Below are 26,515 nucleotides of genomic sequence, written 5' to 3'. Positions count from 1 at the left end.
GTAATGAAGCAGCCTTTTTCCGTTTAGTATCGCATTAGTTAATGGACTAACATTTCAGGAGTGATCTTGACAAACTTGTCGGAGTCGGCTTTACGGAGCTTCACGCTTCCGTCGTTCCAGTTTGAAGGCCAGCCGCCGATGATATGTCCCAAGAATACCACCTTGATCTCGTGCAAGCCTTTCGACAATGCAGCCGAACTGTCGTGACGGGAGAAGCGTTTCACTTCACCGCCGTTGTTCACTAACAATTTGCCGTCGATCCATACTTCTTCGTTGTCGGAAGAAATGTAGTAAACACCGTCTTCCGGGATGTTGACGTAACCGGTTGCTATGGCAGCATATTGCTTGACACCGCGCATGGATTCGCTTGTTTTTACTACGCTGGTGATTTCACGCAAATCTTTGATAACCGATTTCTTCCATTCTTTTACGTCTCCCAGTTTGGAAGAATTCAGGAACATGCCGTCGGTCACTTGCATTTCCAATCCCGGAGTAGTTCCGGCAACCTCCTTGGCAGGAGCTAAGGCCTGTTTTTCAACTGTGATCGTACGAGTCTTGCTCATTTTGCCGGAAGGCAATACGGAACGGATCTTCAGAACGCCGGATTCCGTGAATTCGATCGGAGCGGAATAGACGGTTGATTCCGGAGTCGGTTCGGTTCCGTCGATCGTATAAACCACCTTGATCGGACGGGTAGTCTTGAATTCGAGAGAAGCCTTGTCGGTGAAAGCTACGAAATTGCATGAACCGTTCGGTTGCTCCGGTTGCGGAATATGGTAGTTGATGTTCAGTTCGTCCAGACGGACCAAAGCATTATCCAAGCGACGTTCGAAGTCTTTATAATCCTTGCGTGCCAATGGAGTCCAGCCGATTTCAGCCAATGCCAGCACACGCGGGTAGGCGCGGTATTCCAGCAGGTCTGTGTTGTACATATATTCGGACCACAGGTTTGTTTGTACACCCTTGATCAAGTTTGCCTTTCCGGTAGCGACCAAAGTATCGGGTGTCGGATTGTATGCATACACTCTTGACAACGGATCGTAACCGCCGATAGAAACCGGTTCGATCTTCGGATCACCCTGGAACTGGTCAATGTACATGCCGCCGCTTCCCGGAGTCATAATCGCTTCATGTCCCATGTTTGCGGCAGCGATACCGCCTTCTTCACCACGCCAAGACATAACGGTTGCAGAAGGAGCGAGGCCGCCTTCGAGGATTTCATCCCATCCGATGATCTTTTTGCCATGTTTATCGGACAGGTATTTCTCCATGCGCTGAACGAAATAGCTCTGCAACTTTTCTTCGGCAGAGTGATTCTTGTCGGCTTTCAGACCTTCCTCGCGAATGCGTTTCTGGCAGAGCGGGCATTCCTTCCAGCTTGATTTCGGACATTCGTCACCACCGATGTGAATATATTCGCCAGGGAAAAGAGGTACGACTTCGTCGAAAACATCCTGCAGGAACTCGAATGGTTCTTCCTTTCCGGCACACAATACGATGTCTTCCACACCCCAGATAATACGCGGGGTCGTCGGTTCGCCCTTGCAAGACAATTCGGGATATGCGGAAATTGCAGCCAACTCGTGTCCCGGAAGTTCGATTTCAGGGACGATCGTGATAAAACGCTCTGCTGCATATTTTACCACTTCCTTGATCTGCTCTTGCGTATAGAAACCGCTATATTCCGTTCCTTCGCCATCTATGCGCTTGGAACCGATTTCTGTCAGTTTCGGATATTTCTTGATTTCGATACGCCAGCCCTGATCGTCCGTCAGATGCCAGTGCATGCGGTTGATTTTGAACAACGCTAATACGTCGAGATGCTTCTTTACGTTCTCTACCGGGATGAAATGACGGCAAGGATCGAGCATGATACCGCGATATTCGAAACGCGGTTCGTCCTTCACCGTTACGCAGGGAGCAGTCCAGGCAATACCGTTCACGACTGCCTGGCTTTCGATTTCGGCCGGAAGCAATTGCATGAATGTTTGCATACCGTAGAACAAACCCTGCGGGGTCTTAGCCTTAATCGTCACGCCTTGCGGAGTCACATCCAACGTGTAGCCTTCGTTGTTTACATCCAGTGCTCCGTCGATTGCCAGTGTAATGCCGTTTGAGGCGGCCTTGTCACTGACCGTTATCTGATAGCCAGTGGCAAGATTCATTTGAGCGGCAAAATATTCGGCAACTGTTTTAGCTTCCGGAGTGGAAGCGGAGAAGGCTGTGTTTTTGCTTAGTTTAAAACTACCCTCGTTCTGGACGAGGCTTACAGGCGTCGGGATTACATTGATACCTTGGTTGTAAGGCATCTGTTTAGTTGGCCCTTCGCTGCACGACGCAAGGATACAAAGTGCTGCGCCTGCACACATCGAAATGAGTTTCATCATGTTTATTTAGGTGTTTTTTGTATGAATGAAGGGGCGACCGTAAAGGCCGCCCTTTTTTATTTACCAAGCGAAGATAGGATATTCCTTCATGATGCTGTTTACTTTTTCGCGGACAGCCGTGATAGTCTTGTCGCATTCGGGTGCAGTCAGCACGGTATCGATCAATTCGACGATCTCGGCCATCAGCGGTTCTTTAGCGCCGCGAGTTGTGATAGCCGGAGTTCCGACACGAATACCGGAAGTCTGGAAAGCCGAACGGCTGTCGAACGGAACCATATTCTTGTTTACGGTGATATCGGCGGCAACAAGTGCTTTTTCAGCCACCTTGCCGGTCAGTTCAGGAAACTTCTTGCGCAGGTCGATCAGCATGCTATGGTTGTCCGTACCATCGGAGATGATCTTGTAACCTTTATCCATGAATGCTTTTGCCATAGCAGCCGCATTTGCTTTTACCTGGGCCTGGTAGGTCTTATATTCCGGTTCCAATGCTTCGCCGAAAGCTACGGCTTTGGCAGCGATCACATGTTCCAGCGGACCTCCCTGGATGCCGGGGAATACGGCGGAATCCAATAATTGAGACATCTTTTTGATCTCTCCCTTCGGCGTCTTCTTGCCCCAGGGATTTTCGAAATCCTTACCTAACAGGATGATACCGCCACGCGGACCACGCAAAGTCTTGTGGGTCGTAGAAGTTACGATATGAGCATATTCCAGCGGGTTATTCAGTAGTCCGGCAGCGATCAGACCGGCAGGATGAGCCATATCGATCATCAGAAGTGCGCCAACCTTGTCGGCAATCTCACGCATCCGTTTGTAGTCCCACTCACGGGAATAAGCGGAACCGCCACCTACAATCAATTTCGGTTTTTCGCGTAAAGCGACTTCTTCCATCTGGTCGTAGTCTACACGACCGGTGTCTTCTTTTACGTTATATTCTGTAGCGTGGTATAAGATACCGGAACTGTTTACAGGAGAACCGTGGGAAAGGTGGCCACCGTGTGCCAGGTTCAGGCCGAGGAATGTATCACCGGGATTCAGGACTGCCAGAAATACGGCAGCATTAGCCTGTGCTCCTGAATGCGGCTGTACGTTGGCCCACTCTGCATTGAAAATCTGTTTCAACCGTTCGATAGCGATAGTTTCGCTCTGGTCTACTACTTCGCAACCTCCATAATAGCGCTTGCCGGGATATCCTTCAGCGTATTTGTTGGTCAGACAGCTACCCATGGCTTGCATCACCTGGTCGCTTACAAAGTTTTCAGAAGCAATCAGCTCGATGCCTTTCAACTGGCGCTGATGTTCCTTCTCAATGATGTCGAAAATGATATTGTCTCTTTTCATTACATGTAAAATTGGTTATTGCAATGAGTCCCCTTCTTCTTTTAGGGGATCGTTGGCAAATTTACGATAAAAAATTGTATAGGGAGATAAAAAAATATCGAAATATCCTTATAACTTTAACATTGTATATAAGTTGGATGGATTCTGACGACAATCGAAAATGGCAACGATGTAGATCCGTTCTTCTCTGATAAGATAGATGATTTTATAATCTCCTTCAATCAGGGAACGAAAATATTCTGTCTCTTGATAACAAGCTTCCACTTTTCCTAAATAAGGAAAATGGGTTAAACGCTCTACTTGTCTCTTTATGGGGGATATACGTTTTTGAATCGTTTTCTTGCCAAAGGTTTTGTAGAAGTCGTAAATCTCTTTCATTTGTCTGATCGCCTGGTCAGTCCAATAAGGCTTTAGGTTATTCATCATGTCTTTATTGTTTTACCAGGTTTTCATTTCTTCCTCCAATTCTTCCGTGGAAAGATATCTCCCTTCGTCGATATCTTCCAATGACTGGCGAAGTATTTCCATCTGCTCTTCATGTGTGTAAACGCAGGGGCGTTTCATCGGGATAACATTCATGCCTTTGAATTTATCCAGGGCCTTTTTCAGGTGATCGATCAGCCTTGGATTGTCTGTTTTCAGGATCTCTTCAATCAGAAGCTGTTTTTGTGCATTTAATTCCATAGTTGTCATAATATAAAGTATTTATGTGTTGATGCTGTTGCAAATATAGGTATATCGGATGAAAAAGCCCGCATAAAACCGGGCTTTTTCATTCGTCTGTTTTATTTTTTGATTTTCACCACTTGCCTCATTTCGCTGCTATCGCAAGCCGCCTCGATCAGGCGGATGACAGGCAGTACGCCGGCGGCATCCGTCAGGAGCGGTTCGCCGAGGCGGAGGTGGCGGTGGATGTTGTCGTAAAACCCGGCATAGTTTCCGGCGAGGCTGGGGTATTTGCGGCGGACGACGTTGCCGGCCTTTTCCGTGTGAAGGAGTCCCCAGATACTTTCGTCTTCCACTCCCCAGCCCGGTGTGCCGGGCATTTGTCCATCATTAAGGTCGGCTTCCTGACGGTCCAGGCCGTATTTGACAAACGAACCTTCCGTGCCGTGCAAGACGAAGCGGGGTTCAGGTTCGCACATCAGGTAGCTGGATTTCAGAGTGACTTTGACATGTGGCGCCTTAGACGGACGGAACAGATGGATCACAAAATAATCATCAACCATGCCGCCCGTACGAATGATGTCGATATCGGCAAAAACCGCTTCCGGCACACCGAACAACTGAACCGCCTGATCGATCACATGTGCTCCCAGGTTGTAGGTCAAGCCGCCCCCCAAGGAGCCGGTTTCCTTCCAGGTCCCCGGTTTGATGAAGTTGCGGTAGCGGGGAAAAGTCGATTCGAACTCGACCAACCGCCCTAAAAGTCCTTTGTCCAGCACTTCCCGCACGGTCAGGAAATCCGAATCCCACCGCCTGTTCTGATAGACGCTTATGGCCAGCCCTTTGGAGCGGGCGAGATCGACCAGCTCCTGTCCTTGCTCGACGGTCGTGGTGAAAGGCTTTTCGACGATCACGTTCTTCCCGGCTTCCAACGCCTGGCGGGCATATTCGTAGTGCGTGCTGTCCGGCGTGTTAACGACGATCAGTTCCAGTTCGTCCAGCGCGATGAGTTCCTCGAAACTCCGCACGATCCGGGCCTCCGGATAGCGTTCTTTTGACAGTTCCTTGCTGCGCTCCGTGACGGCTGTCAACTCGAAAGCCGGGTTCGTACTGATAAACGGGGCATGAAAGATCTGTCCTGACATGCCGAAGGCGGCTAAGCCTGTTTTGATTTTATCCATTTTTATGAAAGTTTATTTTTGCGAAGATATGAATTTATTGTTTACAATACCTTGAGATTTTTTGCATATGTGTTTTTTCTTGCTACATTTAGAAGCTGTTTGGATTTAATACACTGATATCGTATGAACGAATATATTATTGAGGGAATAATCATATACCTAATAGCATGGGTCTTTATCAAATATCCGGAAGGAACGACTATTATCTGGAATTACTTTTCGGATGAAAAGCATAAACGTTATGTCGGGTATATGGTGAAATGTGTATTCATTTTCCTGCTGATAATGGGTACGTTTTTCATATTGAAAGGCGTTTTCCTTCATCGTTCGTTTTTTTAATTGCGAAAACAACTGTCATACCATCATGCTTTGCCTTTTAGATTATGAATATCAATACTTGCATGGAATGATAGTAGGCATGATGGATGTTTTTTAACTATCCCTGATACATGCTTCTGAAAGACTAAATCCGGGAAAACAGACAAAACACGTGTTACCTCAAAAGGTAGTTATGGGTAAAATTGTTAGCAAATGATGTTTTCTAACATTAATTTGATATACGATTTATTATCTTGAAAGCCCGCCAATTTCCTGCTGGCGCAAGATAAGAGCGGGATGTATCTTGATAATTTTGAAGAAACACTATTTTGTCTGTATCACAGTATTAATTTATATTTCATGTGTTATATCCGCCACCTCCGCCCGTGCCTCCCGAATCAAATCCTCCGGTGCGATCCGGATCTGCAAGCCCCGTTGTCCGGCGCTTACATAAATATGGTCGAACTGTTCGGCGGTGTGGTGGATGTAGGTCGGGAAATGCTTTTTCATGCCGATGGGGGAGCAGCCGCCACGGATGTAGCCGGTGAGGGGGAGGAGTTCTTTGACCGGGATCATTTCACAGCTTTTGTTGCCGGAGACTTTTGCGGCTTTCTTCAAGTCGACTTCGTCGGCGCCGGGAATGACACAGACAAAGTAGCCGCTTTTGTCGCCGTGCAGGACAAGCGTCTTGAATACCTGCGCGACATTCTCGCCTAACTGGTCGGCAACGTGTGTCGCACTCAGATCGTTTTCATCTACTTCGTAAGGAACCAGCTGGTAAGCCACTTTGGCTTTGTCCAGCAGGCGTGCTACGTTTGTTTTGTTAATTTTCATCGCTACTAAGAAACTGTTTCTTATAATCCTTTCATAGAAAGTTGGACCCGTTTACGCACGAGGTCAACACTTAACACTTTTACTTTCACATGTTGATGGATCGAGACAACTTGTGTCGGATCACTGATAAAACGGTCTGCAAGTTCGGAAATATGAACCAGCCCGTTCTCCTTGATACCGACATCGACAAAACAGCCGAAATTCGTTATATTGTTGACGATGCCCGGCAGCACTTGCCCTTCTTTCAGGTCTTCGATCGTTTTGACCGTCGGGTCGAAAGAAAATACCTGGATGGTCTGGCGGGGATCGCGTCCCGGTTTGTCCAGTTCTTCCATAATATCCAACAAGGTCGGCATTCCGACTTTATCCGTTACATATTTCTTCAAGTCGAGCTTCTTCTTCAGTTCTTTATTGCTGATCAGCTCGGCAAGGGTACATTTCAAGTCCTTTGCCATCTGTTCGACGATCGGATAACTTTCCGGATGGACAGCCGAGTTGTCCAATGGGTTCTCACCCCCCTGGATACGAAGGAAACCGGCGCTTTGCTCGAAAGCCTTTTCTCCCATGCGGGGCACTTTCAGCAGTTCGCGGCGGGACTGGAAAGGTCCGTGTTCGGTACGGTAGTCGACAATGTTCTGTGCCAACGTCGGGCCAAGTCCGGAAATATAGGTCAGCAGATGTTTGCTTGCCGTATTGACATTCACGCCAACTAAGTTTACGCAACTTTCCACCGTCTGGTCAAGGCTCTTTTTCAAAGCGCCCTGTTCGACGTCATGCTGGTATTGCCCGACACCGATGCTTTTCGGATCGATCTTAACCAGCTCTGCAAGCGGGTCCATGAGGCGGCGGCCGATGCTGACGGCGCCACGAACCGTCACGTCATATTCGGGAAATTCGTCGCGGGCTATCTTGGATGCGGAATAGATGGACGCTCCGTTCTCACTGACCACGAACACCTGTACCTTGCGGTCGTAGCGGATATTGGTAATGAACTGTTCCGTCTCACGGCTTGCCGTGCCGTTCCCGATAGCGATGGCGTCGATGGCATAGGTCGCGACCAATTGTGCCACTTTGGCAGCCGCTTTGCTTTTTTCGTTCTTGGGCGGGTGGGGATAGATCGCTTCGTTATGCAACAATGTCCCCTGCGCATCGAGACAAACCAGCTTGCAGCCGGTACGGTAGCCGGGATCGACACCCAACACGCGCTTCTGTCCCAATGGCGGAGCTAACAATAGCTGGCGCAGGTTCTCGGCAAATACACGGATCGCTTCTTCGTCGGCTTTCGCCTTGCTCAGGTTGGCAAATTCGGTTTCGATGGAAGGTTTCAGCAGGCGCTTGAAAGAATCGTCTACGGCTGTCGATACCTGGTCGGATGCTTCGCCCCGGCCTTTCACGAAACGGCCTTTCAGACGGTCCAGGCAGTTATCCGTGTCGGGGGTAATGCTTATGCGCAGGATGCCTTCCGCTTCACCTCGGCGAAGGGCCAACAGGCGGTGTGAACTCGTACGGTTCAAAGGCTCGCTGAATTCGAAATAATCGCGGTACTTGGCGCCCTCTTCCTCTTTTCCTTTGATGACTTTGGACGTGATAACCGCCGTGTGTGAGAAAGAATTCCTGACGGCGTTGCGCGCCTCTTCGTTCTCATTTACCCATTCGGCAATGATGTCACGCGCCCCTTGCAACGCTTCTTCCGCGTTCTTCACTTCCCCTTTGACAAAAGCTGCCACACGTGCGGACAGGTCTCTTTCGTTCTGCATCATCACGACTTTGGCAAGGGGTTCGAGCCCTTTCTTGCGGGCGATCTCCGCTTTGGTGACACGCTTGGGTTTGTAAGGCAGATAGAGGTCTTCAATTTCGGTGCTGTCCCACGAATCCTCGATCCGCTTTTTCAGTTCGGGAGTCAGTTTGCCTTGTTCTTCTATGGAAGATAAGATACTTTCTTTTCTCTTCTTCAGTTCGGTCAACTTGTCCAACTGGTCTTTGATGTTGCCGATCTGGACTTCATCCAGCCCTCCGGTCACCTCTTTGCGATACCGGCTGATGAAAGGGATTGTCGCTCCTTCTCCCAACAGCCCGATGGTTCGTTCCACCTGTCCGGCGGGAATATTCAGGATCTGGGAGATCAACGTATGAAATGATGTTATCATAATGGGTTGCTTCTTTTATTTTTAAGACACAAAGATAATGGTTTGGCATTTATTTTGCCCCAGCCAACGACTTCTTTATCCAAATATTTGCAATTCACGTTTAATTTCAGGACTTTTGCCAGCCAAAAGTTTTTGTTGTTTTTCATAAAACTACTTCAAGTATGACATTAGCCTTTCCTAACAAGAAAGTTCTTGAACAAGAATATAAAGATTTATCCGGTTTGCTTTCAAACATAGTAGACTCCGTTCCTATGTACCTCTTTGTTAAAGATACCGGCGATGGATTTCGTTACGTCTATTCCAGTCCGATGATGAACCAGCTATATGGACAATTCCTGGGAGATGTGGTGGGGAAAACTGATTTCGAACTGTTTCCCGATCCTGTTGTTGCACAGGCTTTCCGGGATAAGGACCTGGAAGTCGTGAAGACGGCGAAAATGCAACGCTTCACCGAACAAATGATAGACCGGGAAGGCGTTTTGCGTTTCATCGACACCATGAAGATGCTGGTCCCGCGTGAAGGAAAAGCGCCTTATCTTTTGGGAATGTCCTGGGATATCACCCACCAGCAGCAGATTGAAGAAGAACAACAGGAAAACAACAAGCGTCTGGCCCTTTCCTGCCAGGCTGGAAAGATTTACCCCTGGATATGGGATGTGATCAACGAGACTGCTGAACTTTCTTTGGTCCAAAACGGAGAGATTATCCATACTTTCATCGAGCATGAGAGTTTTACAGAGAAGATACATCCTGACGAACAGCAGATGTACCGGGATGTGGTGAATGCTTTTGCAAGAGGGGAGACCGATTCGCTTCGCCTGAGCTTTCGCTGCCGTTACTTTTCAGACCAATATGTATGGCTGGAAAAGATCGGCGAAGTTTATGAATATGATAAAGAAGGCAAACCTTCCAAAGCGATTGGCATCTTGCGCGACATTACCGCAGATAAACAGCATGAAGAAGATGTCAGGGCAAAGCGATTGGCAGAAGAAAGCGACAGGATGAAGTCGGCTTTCATCGCTAATATGAGCCATGAAATCCGTACGCCCTTGAATGCCATCGTCGGCTTTTCCACACTTTTGGCCCAGGCCGAGACGGAGGAAGAGAAGCAGGAGTATTTGCAGATCATCCAGTCGAGCAATGAATTTCTGTTGCAACTGATCGGGGATATTCTGGATATATCCAAAATCGAATCGGGCAAGCTGGAATTCATACATACGACTTTCCGCCTGAATGAAATTTTCGCGCCGCAGGAACGGGCTTTCTCTCTTCGGGCCGAACCGGGTGTCGAGGTTGTTTTTGAGAGCGACGGCGATGATTATTATATCGTATCGGAAAAGACGCGGTTGACGCAGGTTCTGACCAATTTCCTGTCCAATGCTGTTAAGTTCACGACTTCAGGTTCTATCCGTTTCGGGTATAAGCTCACGGATACGGGGATTTATGCTTATGTGACTGATACGGGAACCGGTATCACAAAGGAGCACCTATCGACTGTCTTCGACCGCTTTGTCAAGCTGGATATGTTCAAGCAGGGGACAGGTCTCGGACTTTCCATCTGTAAGACGATTATTTCTATCCTGAAAGGAGATATAGGAGTAGAGTCGGAGGAAGGCAAGGGTTCTACTTTCTGGTTTACCATTCCTTGCTCACCGGTAAAGGTCTCTTAACGGCAGGTTTGATCCAAACGAATTGTCTTATCTGCAAATAGCCGCAGTTCTTCGGGATTATGGGAGGTGAAGAGAATCGTCTGTCCGCTTTCTGCTTGCCGCTCACGGATACGCTCGATAATACGGTGGCTTAACGCTTCGTCCAAACCTTTAAAAGGTTCGTCCATCAACAGGAGTGGGGAAGGGTAGGCCAGGGCACGCGCAATCGCGGCCCGTTGTTGCTGCCCGAAACTCAGTTCATTCGGGAAACGGTTCGCAAAGTCTTCCAATTCCATCTTTTGCAATGCTAAAGCCGCCTGTTCGAAAGCAATCTCTTTTTTAAGATAGGCAGCCAGGGGTAAGGCGATATTTTCGGCAATCGTCAGCTGGCTAAGTAATTCGGGTTCCTGGAATACATAAGCTATTCCGGTTTTACAGTCTGTTTCTATTTCTCCTTGTGCGGGTTTTAAAATGTTTCCGACCAGGTTCAATAATGTCGTTTTGCCGGTTCCCGACGGGGCTGTTATGCCATATATGAATCCTTTTCCGAAAGTATAGCTGAAATGGGATAGGACCGTGTCCGAACCATACCGGTATGAAATATCATGAATCCGGATATCGCAGTTTCCTTTCGGCACAGGTAGTTTGCTGTAATGCTTATTATAATGTATAGGGAATTGTTGCTTCGCCAGCCAACTGATCCCTCTATCGGAAAGATAGCTGATCAGGATCGCGATAACTGTCCATGCGATCAATTCGGGAACGGCTATAAAAACTTGTGCCTGTTTCATCTCCCCGCCGATGCCGGGCGAACATTGCGCCAGAACCTCTCCCATAATGATAGCACGCCAACCAAAGCCCAAAGCGGATGCAAGGCCGCTGTATAGGAATGGATTCAGCTGCGGGTAGGTCACTTGTGCCAGTCTGTTCCAACGTCCGATCCTGAATTGGTGGGCCATTATCGAAAGCTCTTTCCGCCGGCTTCGCATTCCTTTCGTCAAATTTTCCGTAAGGAGAGGGAACATGGTCAGGAATGCTATTATCAAAGGGATACTTTCTGCATTCAGAAAGATCAAAGCCAGGAGTATAAATGAAATGACCGGAACGGAACGCATGATTGCCAGTAACGGACGGAACAGTTCGTGTATCCACTCGCTTTTGTTGAACAGGAAAGCGGCTCCCACGGCCGCCAATAATGAGATCGACATCCCGGTTACTCCGCGCAACACTGTCGCCATGACTGATTGATAGAATGAACCGGATGCAAAAAGTGCAGCGAGCGTGCTTAGCAGGCGAGGAACCGACGGAACCAGATCCGGCAAACGGACCAGCATAGCCAATAGCTGCCAGGCCAGTAAGAGGATTGTTATCGACAGGATCGTAAGGACGCTTTTCTTCATTTTCCGGATCATTTATAGAATTTCTCGTCGGGCATCTTTCCTCCCAGTGCTTTAGGTTCATACTGCCCGATCAGTTGCAGGAAGCGGAGTATATTCTCCTGGGCTTCAGATGCCGTTTTGTAATCGATCTTGCAGCGTTCGATGCTTTCGGGAGTCAACATGCCGGATGCAAAAATGTTTTCTTTTTCCAATATACGAATCGCCTGTTCCGGTTGTTCCACGGCGAAGCGGCAGGAAAGATTCAAAAGGCTGTCTATCGTTTTTTGATTCTTTTTCAAGGCGGGGGCATAGAGTATGGCTGTCTGGGCAAATCCTAAAGAGGCAGAATCGGGCCTGTTCAGGTCTGCCAATATTTGTAATGTGCTGTCATTCTGCAACGCGATACTCAGGAACGGCTCTCCTAAAACGGCATGATCGACTTTCCCGGCCAACAATCCCTGCATGATCTCCCGTGCGGTAGTAAATGAATAATTCAGCGTGTAATCGAGTTTATGTTGCCTGAGATAATGGCGGGTAAGAATGTCTGGTGTCGTTCCGGCTCCGAAAATATGTAAGACAGGTTTATTTCCACCGGATATTTCTTTACCGCTTCTACCGGCCAAATAGAGGGTTCCCCATATCGGACAACCGGCCAGATGGTATCGAATGCCTTTATTATACAGATTGGCCGCACTGATCATAGGTAAAACCGCTATATCTGCTTCTCCTTTTATCAAGGCCGCCTGCATCAAGCCAGGAGAATCGATTATCCGAACGGAAACCGGTTTGCCATCGATAACGGGCGCTTCTTTCATCCAGTGTGCAAAAGCAATAGCGGAAGGACCACGTAAAACAGATACGTGTATCGCTTCCGCTTCTGTATTCGGTTTACTATTGCAGCAGCATAAAATAAGTAGCACGCAAAAGCATCTGAAGAATGTCATTCGGTAGCCGGCTCGCTTTTCTTTACGTTCGTAACAATCTCCTGTTTGTCCTTATCGAAGTCGACAACAATCGTATCTCCTTCTCCGACAGACGCACGGGTAATCATTTCTGCCATTTCGTCTTCCAGATATTTCTGGATGGCGCGTTTCAGCGGACGTGCCCCGAACTGGACGTCGTAGCCTTTGGTTGCGACAAAGTCTTTGGCGGCATCTGTCAGTTCCAGGGAATAACCCAGGCTTGCCACACGTTTGTAAAGACCTTGCAACTCGATATCGATGATCTTATGGATCGCTTCCTTATCCAATTGGTCGAACATGATGATGTCGTCCACACGGTTCAGGAACTCCGGAGCAAACGCCTTGTTCAGCGCTTTCTGGATAACACTGCGGGAGAAGTCCTTATCCGGTTCGCCTGCTGCCTGTGAACTGAAACCGACACCACGGCCGAAGTCTTTCAACTGGCGCGTACCGATATTGGACGTCATGATCAGAATCGTGTTCTTAAAGTCGATCCGTCTGCCAAGACTGTCAGTCAGACGGCCTTCGTCCAAGACTTGCAGCAGCAGGTTGAACACGTCCGGGTGGGCTTTCTCGATTTCATCCAGCAGGACGACAGAGTAGGGTTTGCGACGAACCTTCTCGGTCAACTGGCCACCTTCTTCATAACCTACATATCCCGGAGGCGCACCGATCAGGCGGGACACCGCAAACTTTTCGAGGTACTCGCTCATATCGATACGGACCAGAGAGTCGGCCGAATCAAACAGGTATTCTGCCAACTTCTTGGCCAAGTGAGTCTTACCGACACCTGTCGGTCCTAAGAACATGAATGTCCCGATCGGTTTGTTCGGGTCCTTCAGGCCGACGCGGTTACGCTGGATTGCTTTTACAATCTTCTGAACGGCATCATCCTGGCCGACTACTTTCTTCTTCAGGTTCTCGGCCATTTCGAGCAGTTTCAGGTTTTCTGCTTTTGCAATACGCTGAACGGGTACACCGGACATCATGGCAACAACTTCTGCCACCTTATCTTCATCCACCGTTTCGCGATGTTCCTGCAATTCCTGTTCCCATTTGGCTTTAGCCGCTTCCAACTGCAAGAGGTACTGGCGTTCCTTGTCGCGGAAGCTGGCAGCCAGTTCGAAATTTTGTGACTTAACGGCAGCGAGCTTCTCTGTTTTGGTCGCCTCGATCTTGGCCTCCAGTTCTTCGATGCTCTTCGGAACCGTAATATTAGATATATGTACGCGAGAACCGGCTTCGTCCAACGCATCGATTGCTTTATCCGGGAAGTTGCGGTCGCTGATATAACGTTCTGTCAGTTTTACACAAGCCTGCAAGGCTTCGGGCGTATAGACCACATTATGATGTTCTTCGTAGCGGGCTTTGATATTTTGCAGGATCTGCAAAGTTTCTTCCGCTGTTGTCGGATCGACGATCACTTTCTGGAAACGGCGTTCCAAAGCCCCGTCTTTCTCGATATTCTTACGATATTCATCGAGTGTCGTTGCACCGATACATTGTATTTCGCCACGGGCCAGGGCCGGCTTCAGCATATTGGCGGCATCCATTGAACCGGAAGCTGAACCTGCTCCGACGATCGTATGGATTTCATCGATGAACAGGATGATATTCGGGTTCTTAGACAGCTCGTTCAAAATCGCCTTGATACGTTCTTCAAACTGGCCGCGATATTTGGTCCCTGCCACGATAGATGCCATATCCAGGCTGATCACACGTTTGTCGAACAAAACACGGGAGACTTTGCGCTGGATGATACGCAGGGCCAAGCCTTCCACGATCGCCGATTTGCCGACACCCGGTTCACCGATCAGGACAGGATTGTTTTTCTTGCGGCGACTCAGTATCTGCGCCAGGCGTTCGATCTCCTTCTCTCGTCCGACGATCGGATCGAGACGGTTTTCCGCTGCAGCACGCGTCATATCCGTACCGAAGTTATCCAGTACAGGCGTGTCGTTCGGTGATTTGGGTTGTGCAGAGCCGGTTCCGGAAGAGGAGCGGGGAGACTCCCGGCGGGAAGAGAAATCATCTTCATCGTCTTCATCATCGTCGGTATAACCATCGCTGATCCCTTCAAAATGTTCGATATCTTCTTCTCCGGCAAAATCATCCATGCGCTTCAAGCCTGTGCCGCTCACCAGGTAATTATATATACTGCGATACGTTATGCCCGCCTCGTTCAGCACTTTTGCCGCAACATTAAACTCTTCTTTCAGGATAGCCAAAAGCAGATGTTCCGTTCCGGTTTCTTCTTTCTTGAACAAACGCGATTCAAGCATACTCATACGCAGTACGCGCTCGGTTGTTTTACTGATAGCGATATCATGCTGGACAGCATCTTCGGCATCGATTGTATTCTTAATTTCTTGTTCGATCTTTCTTTTTATATCCCATTCGTCGACATTCAGTTCGCGCAGAGCCTGCACGGCCTTCCCTTCGCCGTCGCGGATAATTCCAAGCATTAAGTGTTCCGGTCCGATATAACTGTTCTGAAGCCTTGCAGCTTCTTCACGGCTATATTCAATAATGTCCATTAATCTCTTTGAATAATTATTTTTCATATTATAATAATGTACTATGATAATGCAAATGTAATAAACTCTCGTTATATATCTAACAAAATCCATGCCATTATTCCTTAAAAGAAAATAAAGCAGGCGAAGGCGGATTTATCATATTATTACAAAAAGCAGGGTTGTCCTGTCACAAAGAAACGTTAAAAAATATTACCCGCGAGTGTGATTCCAAATATATGCACTACTAATCCCATTTTCATGGGGTGGTAGTTTCATTTTGATAATTTGAAACCGGATACCCCCTGACAAGTAAATTCTAAAATTTCGAGCCAAAAACTTTCGTGATACACGGAAAAGCCTTACCTTAGTGCACTTTTTGAAAGGTGAGATATTGAGTGTAATTAATATAAAACTAAATGGTTGATCAAGACAGAATTATTAAGATTAACATCGAGGAGGAAATGAAATCGGCATACATTGACTATTCAATGTCTGTCATAGTTTCACGTGCTCTCCCGGATGTTAGGGATGGTTTTAAACCTGTTCATCGTCGTATTTTGTTTGGAATGAATGAATTGGGTAACACATCCGACAAACCTTATAAAAAATCTGCGAGAATTGTTGGTGAAGTTTTAGGTAAATATCATCCACACGGCGACTCGTCCGTCTATTTCGCAATGGTTCGTATGGCGCAGGTATGGTCCATGCGTTATACGCTGGTGGATGGACAGGGAAACTTCGGTTCGGTGGACGGTGACAGTCCTGCCGCCATGCGTTATACGGAAGCAAGATTAAGCAAGCTTGCCGAAGAAATGCTTCGCGATATTGACAAAGATACGGTTGATTTCCAGCTGAACTTTGACGATACGCTGAAAGAACCGACTGTATTGCCGACTCGTATTCCGAACTTGCTGGTAAATGGCGGTTCCGGTATTGCCGTCGGTATGGCGACAAACATGCCGACACATAACCTTAGCGAGGTGCTGGATGGCTGTATGGCCTTCATCGATGCCCGCGGAGAAATGGAAGTGGCAGATCTGATGCAATATATCAAAGCTCCGGATTTCCCGACTGGCGCGACTATCTATGGATATGCCGGTGTAAAAGACGCTTTCGAGACAGGCAGGGGACGTATCATCCTGCGCGGTAAAGCCGAAATCGAAATGGAAGGCAATCACGAGAAGATCATTATCACCGAGATTCCCTACCTTGTTAATAAGGCGGAATTGATCAAATATATCGCTGATCTGGTAAATGAAAAACGTATCGAAGGTATTTCCAATGTAAACGACGAGTCGGACCGTAGCGGTATGCGTATCGTTGTTGATGTCAAGAGAGATGCCAATTCGAGCGTGGTGCTGAACAAATTGTATAAGTTGACAGCTTTGCAGTCTTCTTTCAGTGTCAACAATATTGCATTGGTGAACGGACGTCCGCGCCAGCTTAACCTGAAAGACCTGATCAAGGCATTCGTCGACCACCGCCATGAAGTCGTGATCCGTCGTACCAAATACGAATTGCGCAAAGCGGAAGAACGCGCCCATATCCTCGAAGGCCTGATTATCGCCTCCGACAATATCGATGAAGTTATTGCAATCATCAAGTCGTCTAAAAGCCCGGCTGAAGCCATCGAACGCTTGATGGAACGTTTCTCCCTGTCGGATATACAGGCTCGTGCCATCGTAGAAATGAGACTTCGCCAATTGACAGGCCTGGAACAAGATAAACTTCGTGCAGAGTATGAAGAAATCGAAAAATTAATCGCATATTTGAAGGAAATTCTGGAAAATGACGATCTTTGTATGAAAGTCATCAAAGACGAGTTGCAGGAAATCAAGGACAAGTACGGAGACGAACGTAAAACAGATATTGTTTATGCCTCCGAAGAGCTTAATCCTGAAGACTTCTATGCGGATGACGAGATGATCATTACCATCTCCCACATGGGATACATCAAGCGTACGCCGCTCAGTGAATTCCGTGCCCAGGGACGTGGCGGAGTAGGGGCCAGAGGTTCTGAAACGCGTGATGAAGATTTTGTGGAATATATCTATCCGGCTTCCATGCATGCCACCTTGCTGATCTTTACGGCAAAAGGAAAATGTTATTGGCTGAAAGTATTCGAAATTCCGGAAGGAGCGAAGAACTCGAAGGGTAGAGCGATCCAGAACTTGTTGAACATCGAACCGGATGACAAGGTCAACGCTTTCATCCGCGTAAAGAAACTGACGACAGATACAGAGTTTATCAATTCTCATTACCTGTTGTTCTGTACGAAGAAAGGTGTGATCAAGAAAACCCTGTTGGAAGCATATTCCCGTCCTCGTCAGAATGGTGTAAATGCCATCACATTACGTGAAGACGACGGTCTGATCGAAGTTTGTATGACAAATGGCAATAATGAGGTTCTGATTGCAAACCGTAACGGACGTGCCATCCGTTTCCATGAAAATGCAGTACGTGTTATGGGCCGTACAGCATCCGGTGTGAGAGGTATGACACTTGAAGACGATCCTAACGACGAAGTTGTAGGAATGGTTTGCATTAAGGACAAAGAAAAGGAAAAGGAAACAGTACTGGTTGTGTCCGAACAAGGTTACGGAAAACGCTCTGATATCGATGATTATCGTATCACGAACCGCGGAGGTAAAGGCGTCAAAACCCTTAACATTACGGAAAAGACCGGTAAACTGGTTGCCATCAAGAATGTTACGGAGGAAAACGATATAATGATCATTAATAAATCCGGTATCGCAATCCGTATGAAGGTATCTGATCTGAATGTCATCGGACGTGCAACGCAAGGGGTACGCCTGATTAATTTAGGGAAACGTAATGACGAAATCGCCTCTGTATGTAAAGTGCTGTCACAAACTGAAGAAGAGATCGCCGAAGAAAAGGCAGAGCATGAAGCTTTGGAAGATGTAGCAGTTCATGAACATCCAATAGAGAATACCGATTTCGAAGATGTCTCTGATGATGTCGAAAGCAATGAAAATGCAGACGATACAAAAGAAACAACTGAGGAATAATTTAAACAAATAGAAATATTAATCTCAAATCACTATCACAAATGAAACGAGTATTATTAACAGTTGCACTATGTGTTGCAGCATCTGCCTCTTTCGCACAGAAAAAAGCTGTGAACGAGGCACAGAGTATTGCGAAAAGCAGTAACGCAGATTTTGGAGAAGCCAAAACCTTGATCAAAGGTGCATTGGAAAATCCGGAAACTAAAGACGACGCTAAAACTTGGTATGTAGCAGGTTTTATTGAAGATCAACAGTTTAACGCCGAAAGAGCTAAACAAATCTTGGGACAGCAACCTAACGAACCGGTTATGTACGAAGCCTTGTATGGCATTTTACCTTATTTCCAGAAAGCCTACGAACTGGATCAGTTGCCTAATGAAAAAGGTAAAGTAAAACCTAAATACACAAAAGATATCAAAAGTATCTTGAGTGCAAACCATGTATACCTGTTCAATGGCGGTGCATATTATTTCGATAAGCAAGAGTATAAGAAAGCATACGATTTCTTCAACCAGTATGTAGAAATATCTGAACTGCCAATGTTTGCAGGAACTCAGACTGCTGAAAAAGACTCTACATTCATGACTGTCCAGTTCTATGCAGCTGCAGCTGCCTCTTTGACAGGTGACTCAAAGTTAGCTATCTCGGCTTTGGAACGTGCAAAGAACACAGAATATCGTCAGAATGACGTTTATCAGTATCTTTGCCACGAATATGGAGAAGCAAGAACTGCTCAAGATTCCTTGATGTTGGAAAAGACACTGGAAGAAGGTTTGGCTAAATTCCCGGATGAACAATTTTATCTGATGAGCTTGATCAATACTTATATTTATTCCAATAGAAATGAAAAAGCTATGGAATATTTGAATACTGCTATCCAGAAGAATCCCAACGATGCAAATCTTTACAATGTAATGGGCCGTGTTTATGAAACAGGGTTGAAAGATTATGCTAATGCAGAAAAGTATTTCAAACTCGCTTTGGAAAAAGATCCTAATCTGACGGATGCTCTTTCTAACTTGGGCCGTGTATATTACAACCAGGGAGTAAACAAACAGAGTGAAGCAAACATGATCAATGATAGTAAGAAATATCAGGAAGAACTGAATATCGCTAAAGACTTGTTCAAACAAGCTCTTCCGTATTTCAAACAAGCTCATGAAGCTAAACCAGACGTAATGGAATACATGATCGCATTGAGAGGTATCTATTACAATCTGAACATGGGTCCGGAACTGGAAGCAATCGAAGCTGAAATGAATAAATAATCGAATAAGATTTATAAATAAAAGGGAGTTCTCTGGATTAGAGAGCTCCTTTTTTATTTTAAGGAACTTTTTTAATGGAGAGTAGAAACCGGTTTTTTGCTGAATGTAGGAGGTTTCAATAGAACTCCAATAATCTTATTAAACATAATCGTCATTATCTAAAGTAAACATCTAAGGCATGGGATTGGTTATATAAGGAACACAAAAAAAGCCCGTATCCAACTTCACAGTTACATACGGACTAAACAAATAACAAACTCTACTTATATGAAAAAACAAATACTACTAACTTAATCATGTTAGGAATTTCTTTGGATGCAATTCCTAATTCATTTTATCATATAACAACGCATAAACCAGTTTGGTTCAGAAATAATGAAAAAAAATAATCTTTCGGTTAGCTTAGACATGCGTCAGAAGTCATATAATCCTGGCTTACAGAAATATATCATTTATGAAATAACTAATATCATTTTTAAAACATGATCCTCTTTTCTTTCTTGTACTTTTAAAATCAAATTTCAACCTAAAAAGATATTACCATGAAGGAATTGAAAATGTTTATTGATGGCAGATTCATAGAAAACGAATCTGGAAAATGGATTAAGGTATTAAATCCTTCTACTGAAGAAGTTATCTCACTAATGCCGGATGGTACGGTCGAAGATGCTAAAAGAGCGATCGATGCAGCAGAAAAAGCTCAGGATCAATGGGAAAGAACACCTTCTATAGAAAGAGCCGCTTATCTGACTAAAATTGCAGCAGGCATCCGCAAAAGAGAAAAAGAACTGACTGATATAATTGTTCGTGAAGGTGGAAAGACTCAAGGTCTGGCTAATGTAGAAGTCCTTTTCACAGCAGATTATATCGATTATATGGCTGGATGGGCTCGCCGGTATGAAGGAGAAATCATCCCCAGCGACCGTCCACGTGAAAGTATATTCCTGTTCAAGAAAGCAATTGGTGTAACGACCGGTATTCTCCCCTGGAACTTTCCCTTCTTCCTGGTTGCCCGTAAAGCAGCCCCAGCTTTGATTACCGGTAATACGATCGTAGTAAAACCGAGTCAGCTTACACCTGAAAATGCATACGTTTTTGCACAAATTGTAGAAGAAGCCGGTCTGCCGGCCGGAGTTTTCAATTTGGTGAACGGGCGCGGCTCAGTGATTGGCCATGAGCTGGCTGCCAACCCGAAAGTCGGCATGGTCAGCCTTACCGGAAGTGTGAGTGCCGGACAACAGACAATGGCTGCAGCAGCTCCTAATATAACAAAAGTATCTTTGGAATTAGGAGGAAAAGCTCCTGCAATCGTGATGGAAGATGCGGATATAGATTTGGCGGTGAAGTCGATTATCGCTTCACGTGTTATCAATACTGGACAAGTATGTAACTGTGCGGAACGAGTTTATGTAGATAAAAAGATCAAAGATGTCTTTATGGAAAAACTTGTGGCCGGTATGAAGCAGGTGAAAGTCGGTAATCCGAACGAGATCGCTGACTTGGATATGGGACCGCTGATCGAAGCAAATGCCCTGGCTGCTATGGAGCAAAAAGTTGAAAAGGCGGTTCAACAGGGAGCCAAACTTTTGTGCGGTGGTCATCGGATCGGAACAAAAGGATATTTCTTCGAACCGACAGTGCTGGATTGCGCCACACAAGAAATGGATATCATACGGGAAGAAACCTTCGGTCCTATCCTGCCCGTTGTCGAATATACGGATATCAACGACGCGATTGCATGGGCAAATGACTGTGAGTATGGATTGACTTCTTCCGTCTATACGCAAAACCTGGACCACGCATTCAAGATCATGCGCTCGCTGAAGTTTGGCGAAACATATATCAATCGTGAAAACTTTGAGGCTATGCAAGGTTTCCATGCAGGATGGCGTAAATCCGGAATCGGCGGTGCAGATGGGAAACATGGTCTTGAGGAATATTTACAGACACATGTTGTTTATATAGAGACCAAGGAATAAAGAAGATTGCCTGTATAATGGCATGAACGTGCCATCGTTTTGACACAATTGTGCCAATGCAATGGCACGGTTGTGTCACGGCATTGGCACAAAATACGAATAGCTCTTATACTTGCTCCAACAGGTAGTATTCGGAAAGGATATCCCGCACTTTCTCCGGCGTCAGGCGTCCATAGACTTTTCCGGCAATCGTAACAACCGGGGCCAGCCCGCAAGCACCTACGCAGCGTAAACAATCCAATGAGAACAGGCCATCAGGAGTAGTCTCTCCGACTTTGATCTCCAACTGGCGCTGAAACTCATCCAAGACTTTCTCGGCTCCACGTACATAACAGGCCGTTCCCAGACAGACGGAAATAGGATATTTCCCCTTCGGAGTCATGGTAAAGAACGAATAGAACGTGACAACCCCGTACACCCTGGAAACCGGGATATGTAACCGGCCGGCAATAATCTCCTGCACTTCGCGAGGCAGATAGCCGAATATGCCCTGGGCGGCATGCAATATGTTGATCAGCTCTCCCGGATCGTTATTATGTTCATCACATACAGCCAACAATTCATTGATCTTTATCTGAATCAAATGTATTTTCATCTTATCCATCGTTTATCCCTCCTGATTTTCTTGCGTAAACATATTAATGGCTTCCTTACGGTCGAAATAGTGCGTATGCAACAGTTCATGGGCACGCGGTCCGCACGGTTCTCCCAGATAATTGGCATAAAGAGCCTGAATATAAGGATTTTCATGGCTCTTGCGAAGCGTCTTGCTACGATCCTCCTGATAGAGAGCCGCCGCACGTTTGCGCAGCACCTCCATCCTGCCCCTGTGGAACGGTTGGCCGCCGCCGCCGATACAACCGCCCGGACATGCCATGACTTCGATAGCATGATAAGGCGACGTGCCGTTTTGAACTTGTTCAATCAGTTTGCGGGCATTGCCCAAACCATGGGCAATCCCTATTTTTATAGGTGTTCCGTCGAAGTCTATCGTAGCACTGCGAATACCTTCCAACCCGCGGAGTTCTTCAAAATCAATTTTAGGAAGAGTTTTTTTCGTGTATAGCTCGTACGCCGTACGGCAGGCAGCTTCTATCACGCCTCCGGTTGTTCCGAAGATAACGCCGGCTCCTGTTGATTCGCCTAACGGGCGGTCGAAATCGCTATCCGGCAGTTCCGTGAAGTTTATGTTCGCATAGCGGATCAGGCGGGCCAATTCGCGCGTATAGATCGAAATATCGACATCCGGATTGCCATCGACCGCAAATTCCGGGCGGCTGGCTTCATATTTCTTTGCCAGGCAAGGCATGATCGACACGACAACGATCCGCTTCCGGTCCACTCCCAACTTTTCGGCAAAATAGCTTTTTGCAATCGCTCCGAACATCTGCTGCGGGCTCTTTGCCGTGGACAGGTTGTCTAATAATTCCGGGAAATGCTGTTCGACAAAGCTGACCCAACCCGGACAACAACTCGTCATCAACGGCATTTTCACTTCTTGATCGCCCTTCAGGTATTTCCCGATTCGCTGCAACAGTTCCGTTCCCTCTTCCATAATGGTCAGGTCGGCGGCGAAATCCGTATCAAAAACATAATCGAAGCCCAAGCTGCGGAGGGCGGAAACCATCTTGCCCGTCACCAACGTTCCCGGCTCATATCCGAAATCGCGTCCTAAAGCCGTACGGACGGCCGGAGCTGTCTGGGCGATGACGATCTTGTCCGGGTCGGCCAACGCATCCAATACGGGCTGTTGCGTATTCCGCCCGCTCAACGCATTCACCGGACAAACCGATACGCACTGTCCGCAATAGGAACACGTACTACCGGCAATGTCCCGCTCGAAAGCCGTAGAGACGGCGGCGTTGAAGCCCCGATTGACAGCAGTCAAAGCTCCGACGGTCTGGATATTATTGCACATGGTCTCGCAACGGCGGCACATGATGCACTTATTCATGTTGCGCACGATAGACGGCGAACGGTCTATCTGGAAAGTAGATATCTCGCCTTTATAGCGAATCTCGCGTATCCCCAGGTCATGGGCGATCGCTTGTAATTCGCAATGCCCGTTACTGCTGCAAGTCAGGCATTCTGCCGGATGGTTGGATAGTATCAGCTCCATCACGGTTTTCCGGGCATTCATCACACGCGGGCTATGTGTCTGTACGACCATCCCTTCCGTGCACTCCGTTTTACAGGAAGGAGCCAGATTACGGCGGCCTTCTATTTCGACTACGCAGATACGGCAGGCGCCCGGATTATTTTCATAGTGCAAATCCTCCAACTTCATGTAGCAAAGAGTCGGGATGCGGATGCCCATTCCTTTTGCGGCATCCAGGATCGTGGTTCCTTTGGGAACTTCCACGGGTCTTCTATCTATAATAAGTTTTACTGTTTCCATACATTTAATTGTCAATTGTCCATTCTCCATTGCTTAGTGCACATAAATGGCACCGAACTTACATCTCTCTATACATGAACCGCACCGGATACAAGTCTGCGGATCGATCACATGCGGAACTTTCTTGTCTCCCGTGATCGCATTCACCGGACACATCCGTGCACAAAGCGTACATCCTTTGCATTTCTCCGGATTGATAAAATATTGCGTCAGTTCGCGACATTGATGAGACGGACAACGTTTTTCCTTCACGTGGGCCAGATATTCATCATAGAAGTTATCCATCGTAGACAAAACCGGGTTGGGCGATGTCTGTCCCAGGCCGCACAAGGCGGTGTCTTTAATCACGCCGGCCAAGTTGCGGAGCCGGTTCAGATCCTCGATCGTTCCGTTGCCGGACGTAATCTTTTGCAACATCTCGTGCAAGCGCTTGTTGCCAATCCGGCAGGGAGCACATTTGCCACACGATTCCTCGACCGTGAAATCCAGATAGAATTTGGCCATAGCCACCATGCAATCGTCTTCGTCCATCACAATCATGCCGCCCGATCCCATCATCGAACCGGCAGCCAAAAGATTGTCATAATCGATCGGCAAATCCAGATGTTTCTCGGTCAGGCAGCCACCCGAAGGCCCTCCTGTCTGCACAGCCTTAAACTTCTTTCCATCCTTGATGCCTCCGCCGATGCCAAAGATCACTTCACGCAACGTCGTCCCCATCGGGACTTCAATCAGTCCGACATTATTGACTTTGCCTGCCAGGGCAAACACTTTCGTTCCTTTACTTTTTTCCGTACCTATGCTACTGAACCACTCTGCTCCTTTCAGGAGGATAACCGGCACATTCGCATACGTTTCCACATTATTTACATTGGTAGGACAACCTTTATAACCCTGTTCGCTGGGAAACGGCGGCTTAACGGTCGCCTCTCCGCGAAGTCCCTCCATACTATGGATCAAAGCAGTCTCTTCACCACAGACGAAAGCGCCTGCCCCGTACCGAATTTCGATATCGAAGGAGAAATCCGTCCCGAAGATATTTTCACCTAACAGGCCATATTCTTTCGCCTGCCGGATCGCAGTCTTCAATCTCTCTACTGCCAGAGGATATTCAGCACGAATATACACAAGACCTTTTGTCGCCCCGGTGCAATATCCGTTGATCGCCATCGCCTCCACGATCGAATGCGGGTCGCCTTCGAGGATGGAGCGGTCCATAAATGCCCCCGGATCACCTTCGTCCGCATTGCAGACGACATATTTCTGTGGAGCTTGCACCTTACGGGTTATCTGCCATTTCAGTCCGGTCGGGAAACCGCCCCCTCCCCTGCCGCGCAAGCCACTGTCCATGATTTCTTTGATCACAGACTCCGGTGTCATTTCGGTCAACGCTTTTCCTAAAGCGACATAACCGTCACGTGCGATGTATTCGTCAATATTTTCAGGATTGATAAAACCACAATTACGCAAGGCAATGCGAAGCTGTTTTTTGTAGAAATCGATATGTTTGGAATCCGGTACTTGCTCATTCGTTTTGGGGTTGACGTAAAGGAGCCGTTCCACCTTTCGCCCTTTCACCAGGTGTTCCCGGACTATATCTTCGGCATCCGTCGGTTTCACTTGGACATAAAATGTATTGTCCGGGACCATTTTAACCACCGGCCCTTTTTCACAAAAGCCGAAACAACCGGTACGGATCACTTGGACGGTTTCCTGTAACCCATGTTGTTCGACGGCCTCTTTCAGATTTTGAAGTATAAGTTCGCTCTGTGATGCACGGCAGCCGGTACCGCCACACACCAGTATATAACTACTGTACTGTGCCATTATGTAAGTATTAAATGTTTAAGGAAGTTTTCGTTATTCCGGTTTAACAGCCGTGTAAGTGACCGGGATGATATCGTCCAGCAGTTCCCCGTGCCGGATATACCGGTCGATGATTTCATCCACCTTCGCTTTCTTCACATGTCCGAAAACAAGAGGTTCTTTGCCCGGCAGGGTAACTTCGACAGTCGGTTCGGCATAGCAATATCCCATGCACCCGGTTTGTGTCACCAAAGCATCTACTTTTTCACGATCCAGTGCTTCAATGAAATAATTCATAATCTCTTTGGCCCCGGCTGCAATCCCGCAAGTTGCCATAGAAACCCGAACCTGCACCATCTGTTCAGGATGATTACTCTTTTCTCTTATATCCAGGGTCGAGCGCAAGGTTTCACGCATCTTCCGAAGATCATCCAATGTTTTCACTTTATTCATGGTCTACACTATTTTAAGGTATAATACGCTCTAAAAGGCATATCGCAAACATACGTATTTTTTTGGAATAAAACTTGTGTCTTGTACTGAAATAGCTTGACACCTTTTGGGTCTTACAAAAGTATAGAAATGAAAAAAAGAAAGCCCAGAAGAATGTTCAGCGAGACATTCAAATTATCCGTTCTCAGTGAATATT

The 26,515-nt window shown here is 47.0% G+C and carries 19 protein-coding genes; 5 read left to right on the top strand and 14 right to left on the bottom strand.

What is annotated here, in order from left to right; genetic code table 11:
* Positions 1 to 38 precede the first annotated feature (38 nt).
* The 5 genes from H8S65_RS17930 to H8S65_RS17910 form a co-directional block, all read right to left on the bottom strand.
* Positions 39 to 2,387, bottom strand: coding sequence for a family 20 glycosylhydrolase (locus tag H8S65_RS17930; RefSeq protein ID WP_186931236.1), 2,349 nt, complete (start codon positions 2,385 to 2,387; stop codon positions 39 to 41).
* A 60-nt stretch (positions 2,388 to 2,447) separates the two neighbouring features.
* On the bottom strand, positions 2,448 to 3,728 hold the full coding sequence (gene glyA, locus H8S65_RS17925) for a serine hydroxymethyltransferase (protein WP_075964664.1): 1,281 nt from the start codon (positions 3,726 to 3,728) through the stop codon (positions 2,448 to 2,450).
* A gap of 108 nt (positions 3,729 to 3,836) precedes the next feature.
* A complete protein-coding gene (locus H8S65_RS17920; protein WP_186931235.1) occupies positions 3,837 to 4,154 on the bottom strand; it encodes a type II toxin-antitoxin system RelE/ParE family toxin in 318 nt (105 codons plus the stop codon).
* A 12-nt stretch (positions 4,155 to 4,166) separates the two neighbouring features.
* The gene (locus tag H8S65_RS17915) at positions 4,167 to 4,421 is read right to left on the bottom strand and encodes a hypothetical protein (protein WP_186931234.1); all 255 of its coding nucleotides are present in this window, start codon (positions 4,419 to 4,421) and stop codon (positions 4,167 to 4,169) included.
* Positions 4,422 to 4,513: 92 nt separating this feature from the next.
* Positions 4,514 to 5,575, bottom strand: coding sequence for a Gfo/Idh/MocA family oxidoreductase (locus H8S65_RS17910; protein ID WP_186931233.1), 1,062 nt, complete (start codon positions 5,573 to 5,575; stop codon positions 4,514 to 4,516).
* Between the two features lie 123 nt (positions 5,576 to 5,698).
* Between H8S65_RS17910 and H8S65_RS17905 the strand changes: the two genes are divergently transcribed.
* Complete coding sequence (locus H8S65_RS17905) at positions 5,699 to 5,914, top strand: hypothetical protein (protein WP_186931232.1); 216 nt, start codon at positions 5,699 to 5,701, stop codon at positions 5,912 to 5,914.
* A gap of 330 nt (positions 5,915 to 6,244) precedes the next feature.
* Here the strand turns inward: H8S65_RS17905 and ybaK are convergent, their stop codons facing one another.
* Positions 6,245 to 6,727: a Cys-tRNA(Pro) deacylase gene (gene ybaK, locus H8S65_RS17900; RefSeq protein ID WP_186931231.1), complete on the bottom strand. Its 483-nt coding sequence runs from the start codon at positions 6,725 to 6,727 to the stop codon at positions 6,245 to 6,247.
* A 20-nt stretch (positions 6,728 to 6,747) separates the two neighbouring features.
* Positions 6,748 to 8,874 carry a Tex family protein gene (locus tag H8S65_RS17895; protein WP_186931230.1) on the bottom strand — a complete coding sequence of 709 codons (2,127 nt, stop codon included), beginning with the start codon at positions 8,872 to 8,874 and terminating at the stop codon, positions 6,748 to 6,750.
* A gap of 161 nt (positions 8,875 to 9,035) precedes the next feature.
* Between H8S65_RS17895 and H8S65_RS17890 the strand changes: the two genes are divergently transcribed.
* Positions 9,036 to 10,544 (top strand): PAS domain-containing sensor histidine kinase, encoded by a 1,509-nt coding sequence (locus H8S65_RS17890; RefSeq protein ID WP_186931229.1) that lies wholly within the window; start codon positions 9,036 to 9,038, stop codon positions 10,542 to 10,544.
* Here the strand turns inward: H8S65_RS17890 and H8S65_RS17885 are convergent.
* From H8S65_RS17885 to H8S65_RS17875, 3 genes are read right to left on the bottom strand one after another with little or no spacing between them, the layout of a single operon-like run.
* On the bottom strand, positions 10,541 to 11,923 hold the full coding sequence (locus tag H8S65_RS17885; protein ID WP_186931228.1) for an ATP-binding cassette domain-containing protein: 1,383 nt from the start codon (positions 11,921 to 11,923) through the stop codon (positions 10,541 to 10,543). The two genes, H8S65_RS17890 and H8S65_RS17885, sit on opposite strands and share 4 nt — an antisense overlap.
* Before the next feature lie 8 nt (positions 11,924 to 11,931).
* Positions 11,932 to 12,846, bottom strand: coding sequence for a substrate-binding domain-containing protein (locus H8S65_RS17880; protein WP_186931227.1), 915 nt, complete (start codon positions 12,844 to 12,846; stop codon positions 11,932 to 11,934).
* Positions 12,843 to 15,428, bottom strand: a complete 2,586-nt coding sequence (locus H8S65_RS17875; protein ID WP_186931226.1) for an ATP-dependent Clp protease ATP-binding subunit — start codon at positions 15,426 to 15,428, stop codon at positions 12,843 to 12,845. Before H8S65_RS17875 ends, H8S65_RS17880 begins: the two co-directional genes overlap by 4 nt.
* Before the next feature lie 371 nt (positions 15,429 to 15,799).
* On the opposite strand from H8S65_RS17875, the gene gyrA reads away from it, so the two are divergent.
* The 3 genes from gyrA (at position 15,800) to aldA (ending at position 21,662) form a co-directional block, all read left to right on the top strand.
* Positions 15,800 to 18,415, top strand: coding sequence for a DNA gyrase subunit A (gene gyrA / locus H8S65_RS17870; protein WP_186931225.1), 2,616 nt, complete (start codon positions 15,800 to 15,802; stop codon positions 18,413 to 18,415).
* Between the two features lie 41 nt (positions 18,416 to 18,456).
* Entirely contained in the window at positions 18,457 to 19,683 is a 1,227-nt protein-coding gene (locus tag H8S65_RS17865; RefSeq protein ID WP_186931224.1) for a tetratricopeptide repeat protein, read from the top strand.
* A gap of 542 nt (positions 19,684 to 20,225) precedes the next feature.
* On the top strand, positions 20,226 to 21,662 hold the full coding sequence (aldA, locus tag H8S65_RS17860) for an aldehyde dehydrogenase (protein WP_186931223.1): 1,437 nt from the start codon (positions 20,226 to 20,228) through the stop codon (positions 21,660 to 21,662).
* 106 nt (positions 21,663 to 21,768) lie between these two features.
* Here aldA and H8S65_RS17855 read toward each other — a convergent pair whose 3' ends face one another.
* The 4 genes from H8S65_RS17855 to H8S65_RS17840 are packed head-to-tail and all read right to left on the bottom strand — an operon-like array spanning position 21,769 to position 26,319.
* A complete protein-coding gene (locus H8S65_RS17855) occupies positions 21,769 to 22,257 on the bottom strand; it encodes an NADH-quinone oxidoreductase subunit NuoE family protein (protein ID WP_186931222.1) in 489 nt (162 codons plus the stop codon).
* 12 nt (positions 22,258 to 22,269) lie between these two features.
* Entirely contained in the window at positions 22,270 to 24,060 is a 1,791-nt protein-coding gene (locus H8S65_RS17850) for an NADH-dependent [FeFe] hydrogenase, group A6 (protein WP_186931221.1), read from the bottom strand.
* A 33-nt stretch (positions 24,061 to 24,093) separates the two neighbouring features.
* Complete coding sequence (locus H8S65_RS17845) at positions 24,094 to 25,887, bottom strand: NADH-quinone oxidoreductase subunit NuoF (protein ID WP_186931220.1); 1,794 nt, start codon at positions 25,885 to 25,887, stop codon at positions 24,094 to 24,096.
* A gap of 33 nt (positions 25,888 to 25,920) precedes the next feature.
* Positions 25,921 to 26,319: a (2Fe-2S) ferredoxin domain-containing protein gene (locus H8S65_RS17840; RefSeq protein WP_186931219.1), complete on the bottom strand. Its 399-nt coding sequence runs from the start codon at positions 26,317 to 26,319 to the stop codon at positions 25,921 to 25,923.
* Between the last annotated feature and the right edge of the window lie 196 nt (positions 26,320 to 26,515).

It is taken from the genome of Parabacteroides hominis, assembly GCF_014287585.1.
Lineage (GTDB): Bacteria > Bacteroidota > Bacteroidia > Bacteroidales > Tannerellaceae > Parabacteroides > Parabacteroides hominis.
This window is presented reverse-complemented; position numbering and strand designations above follow the sequence as displayed.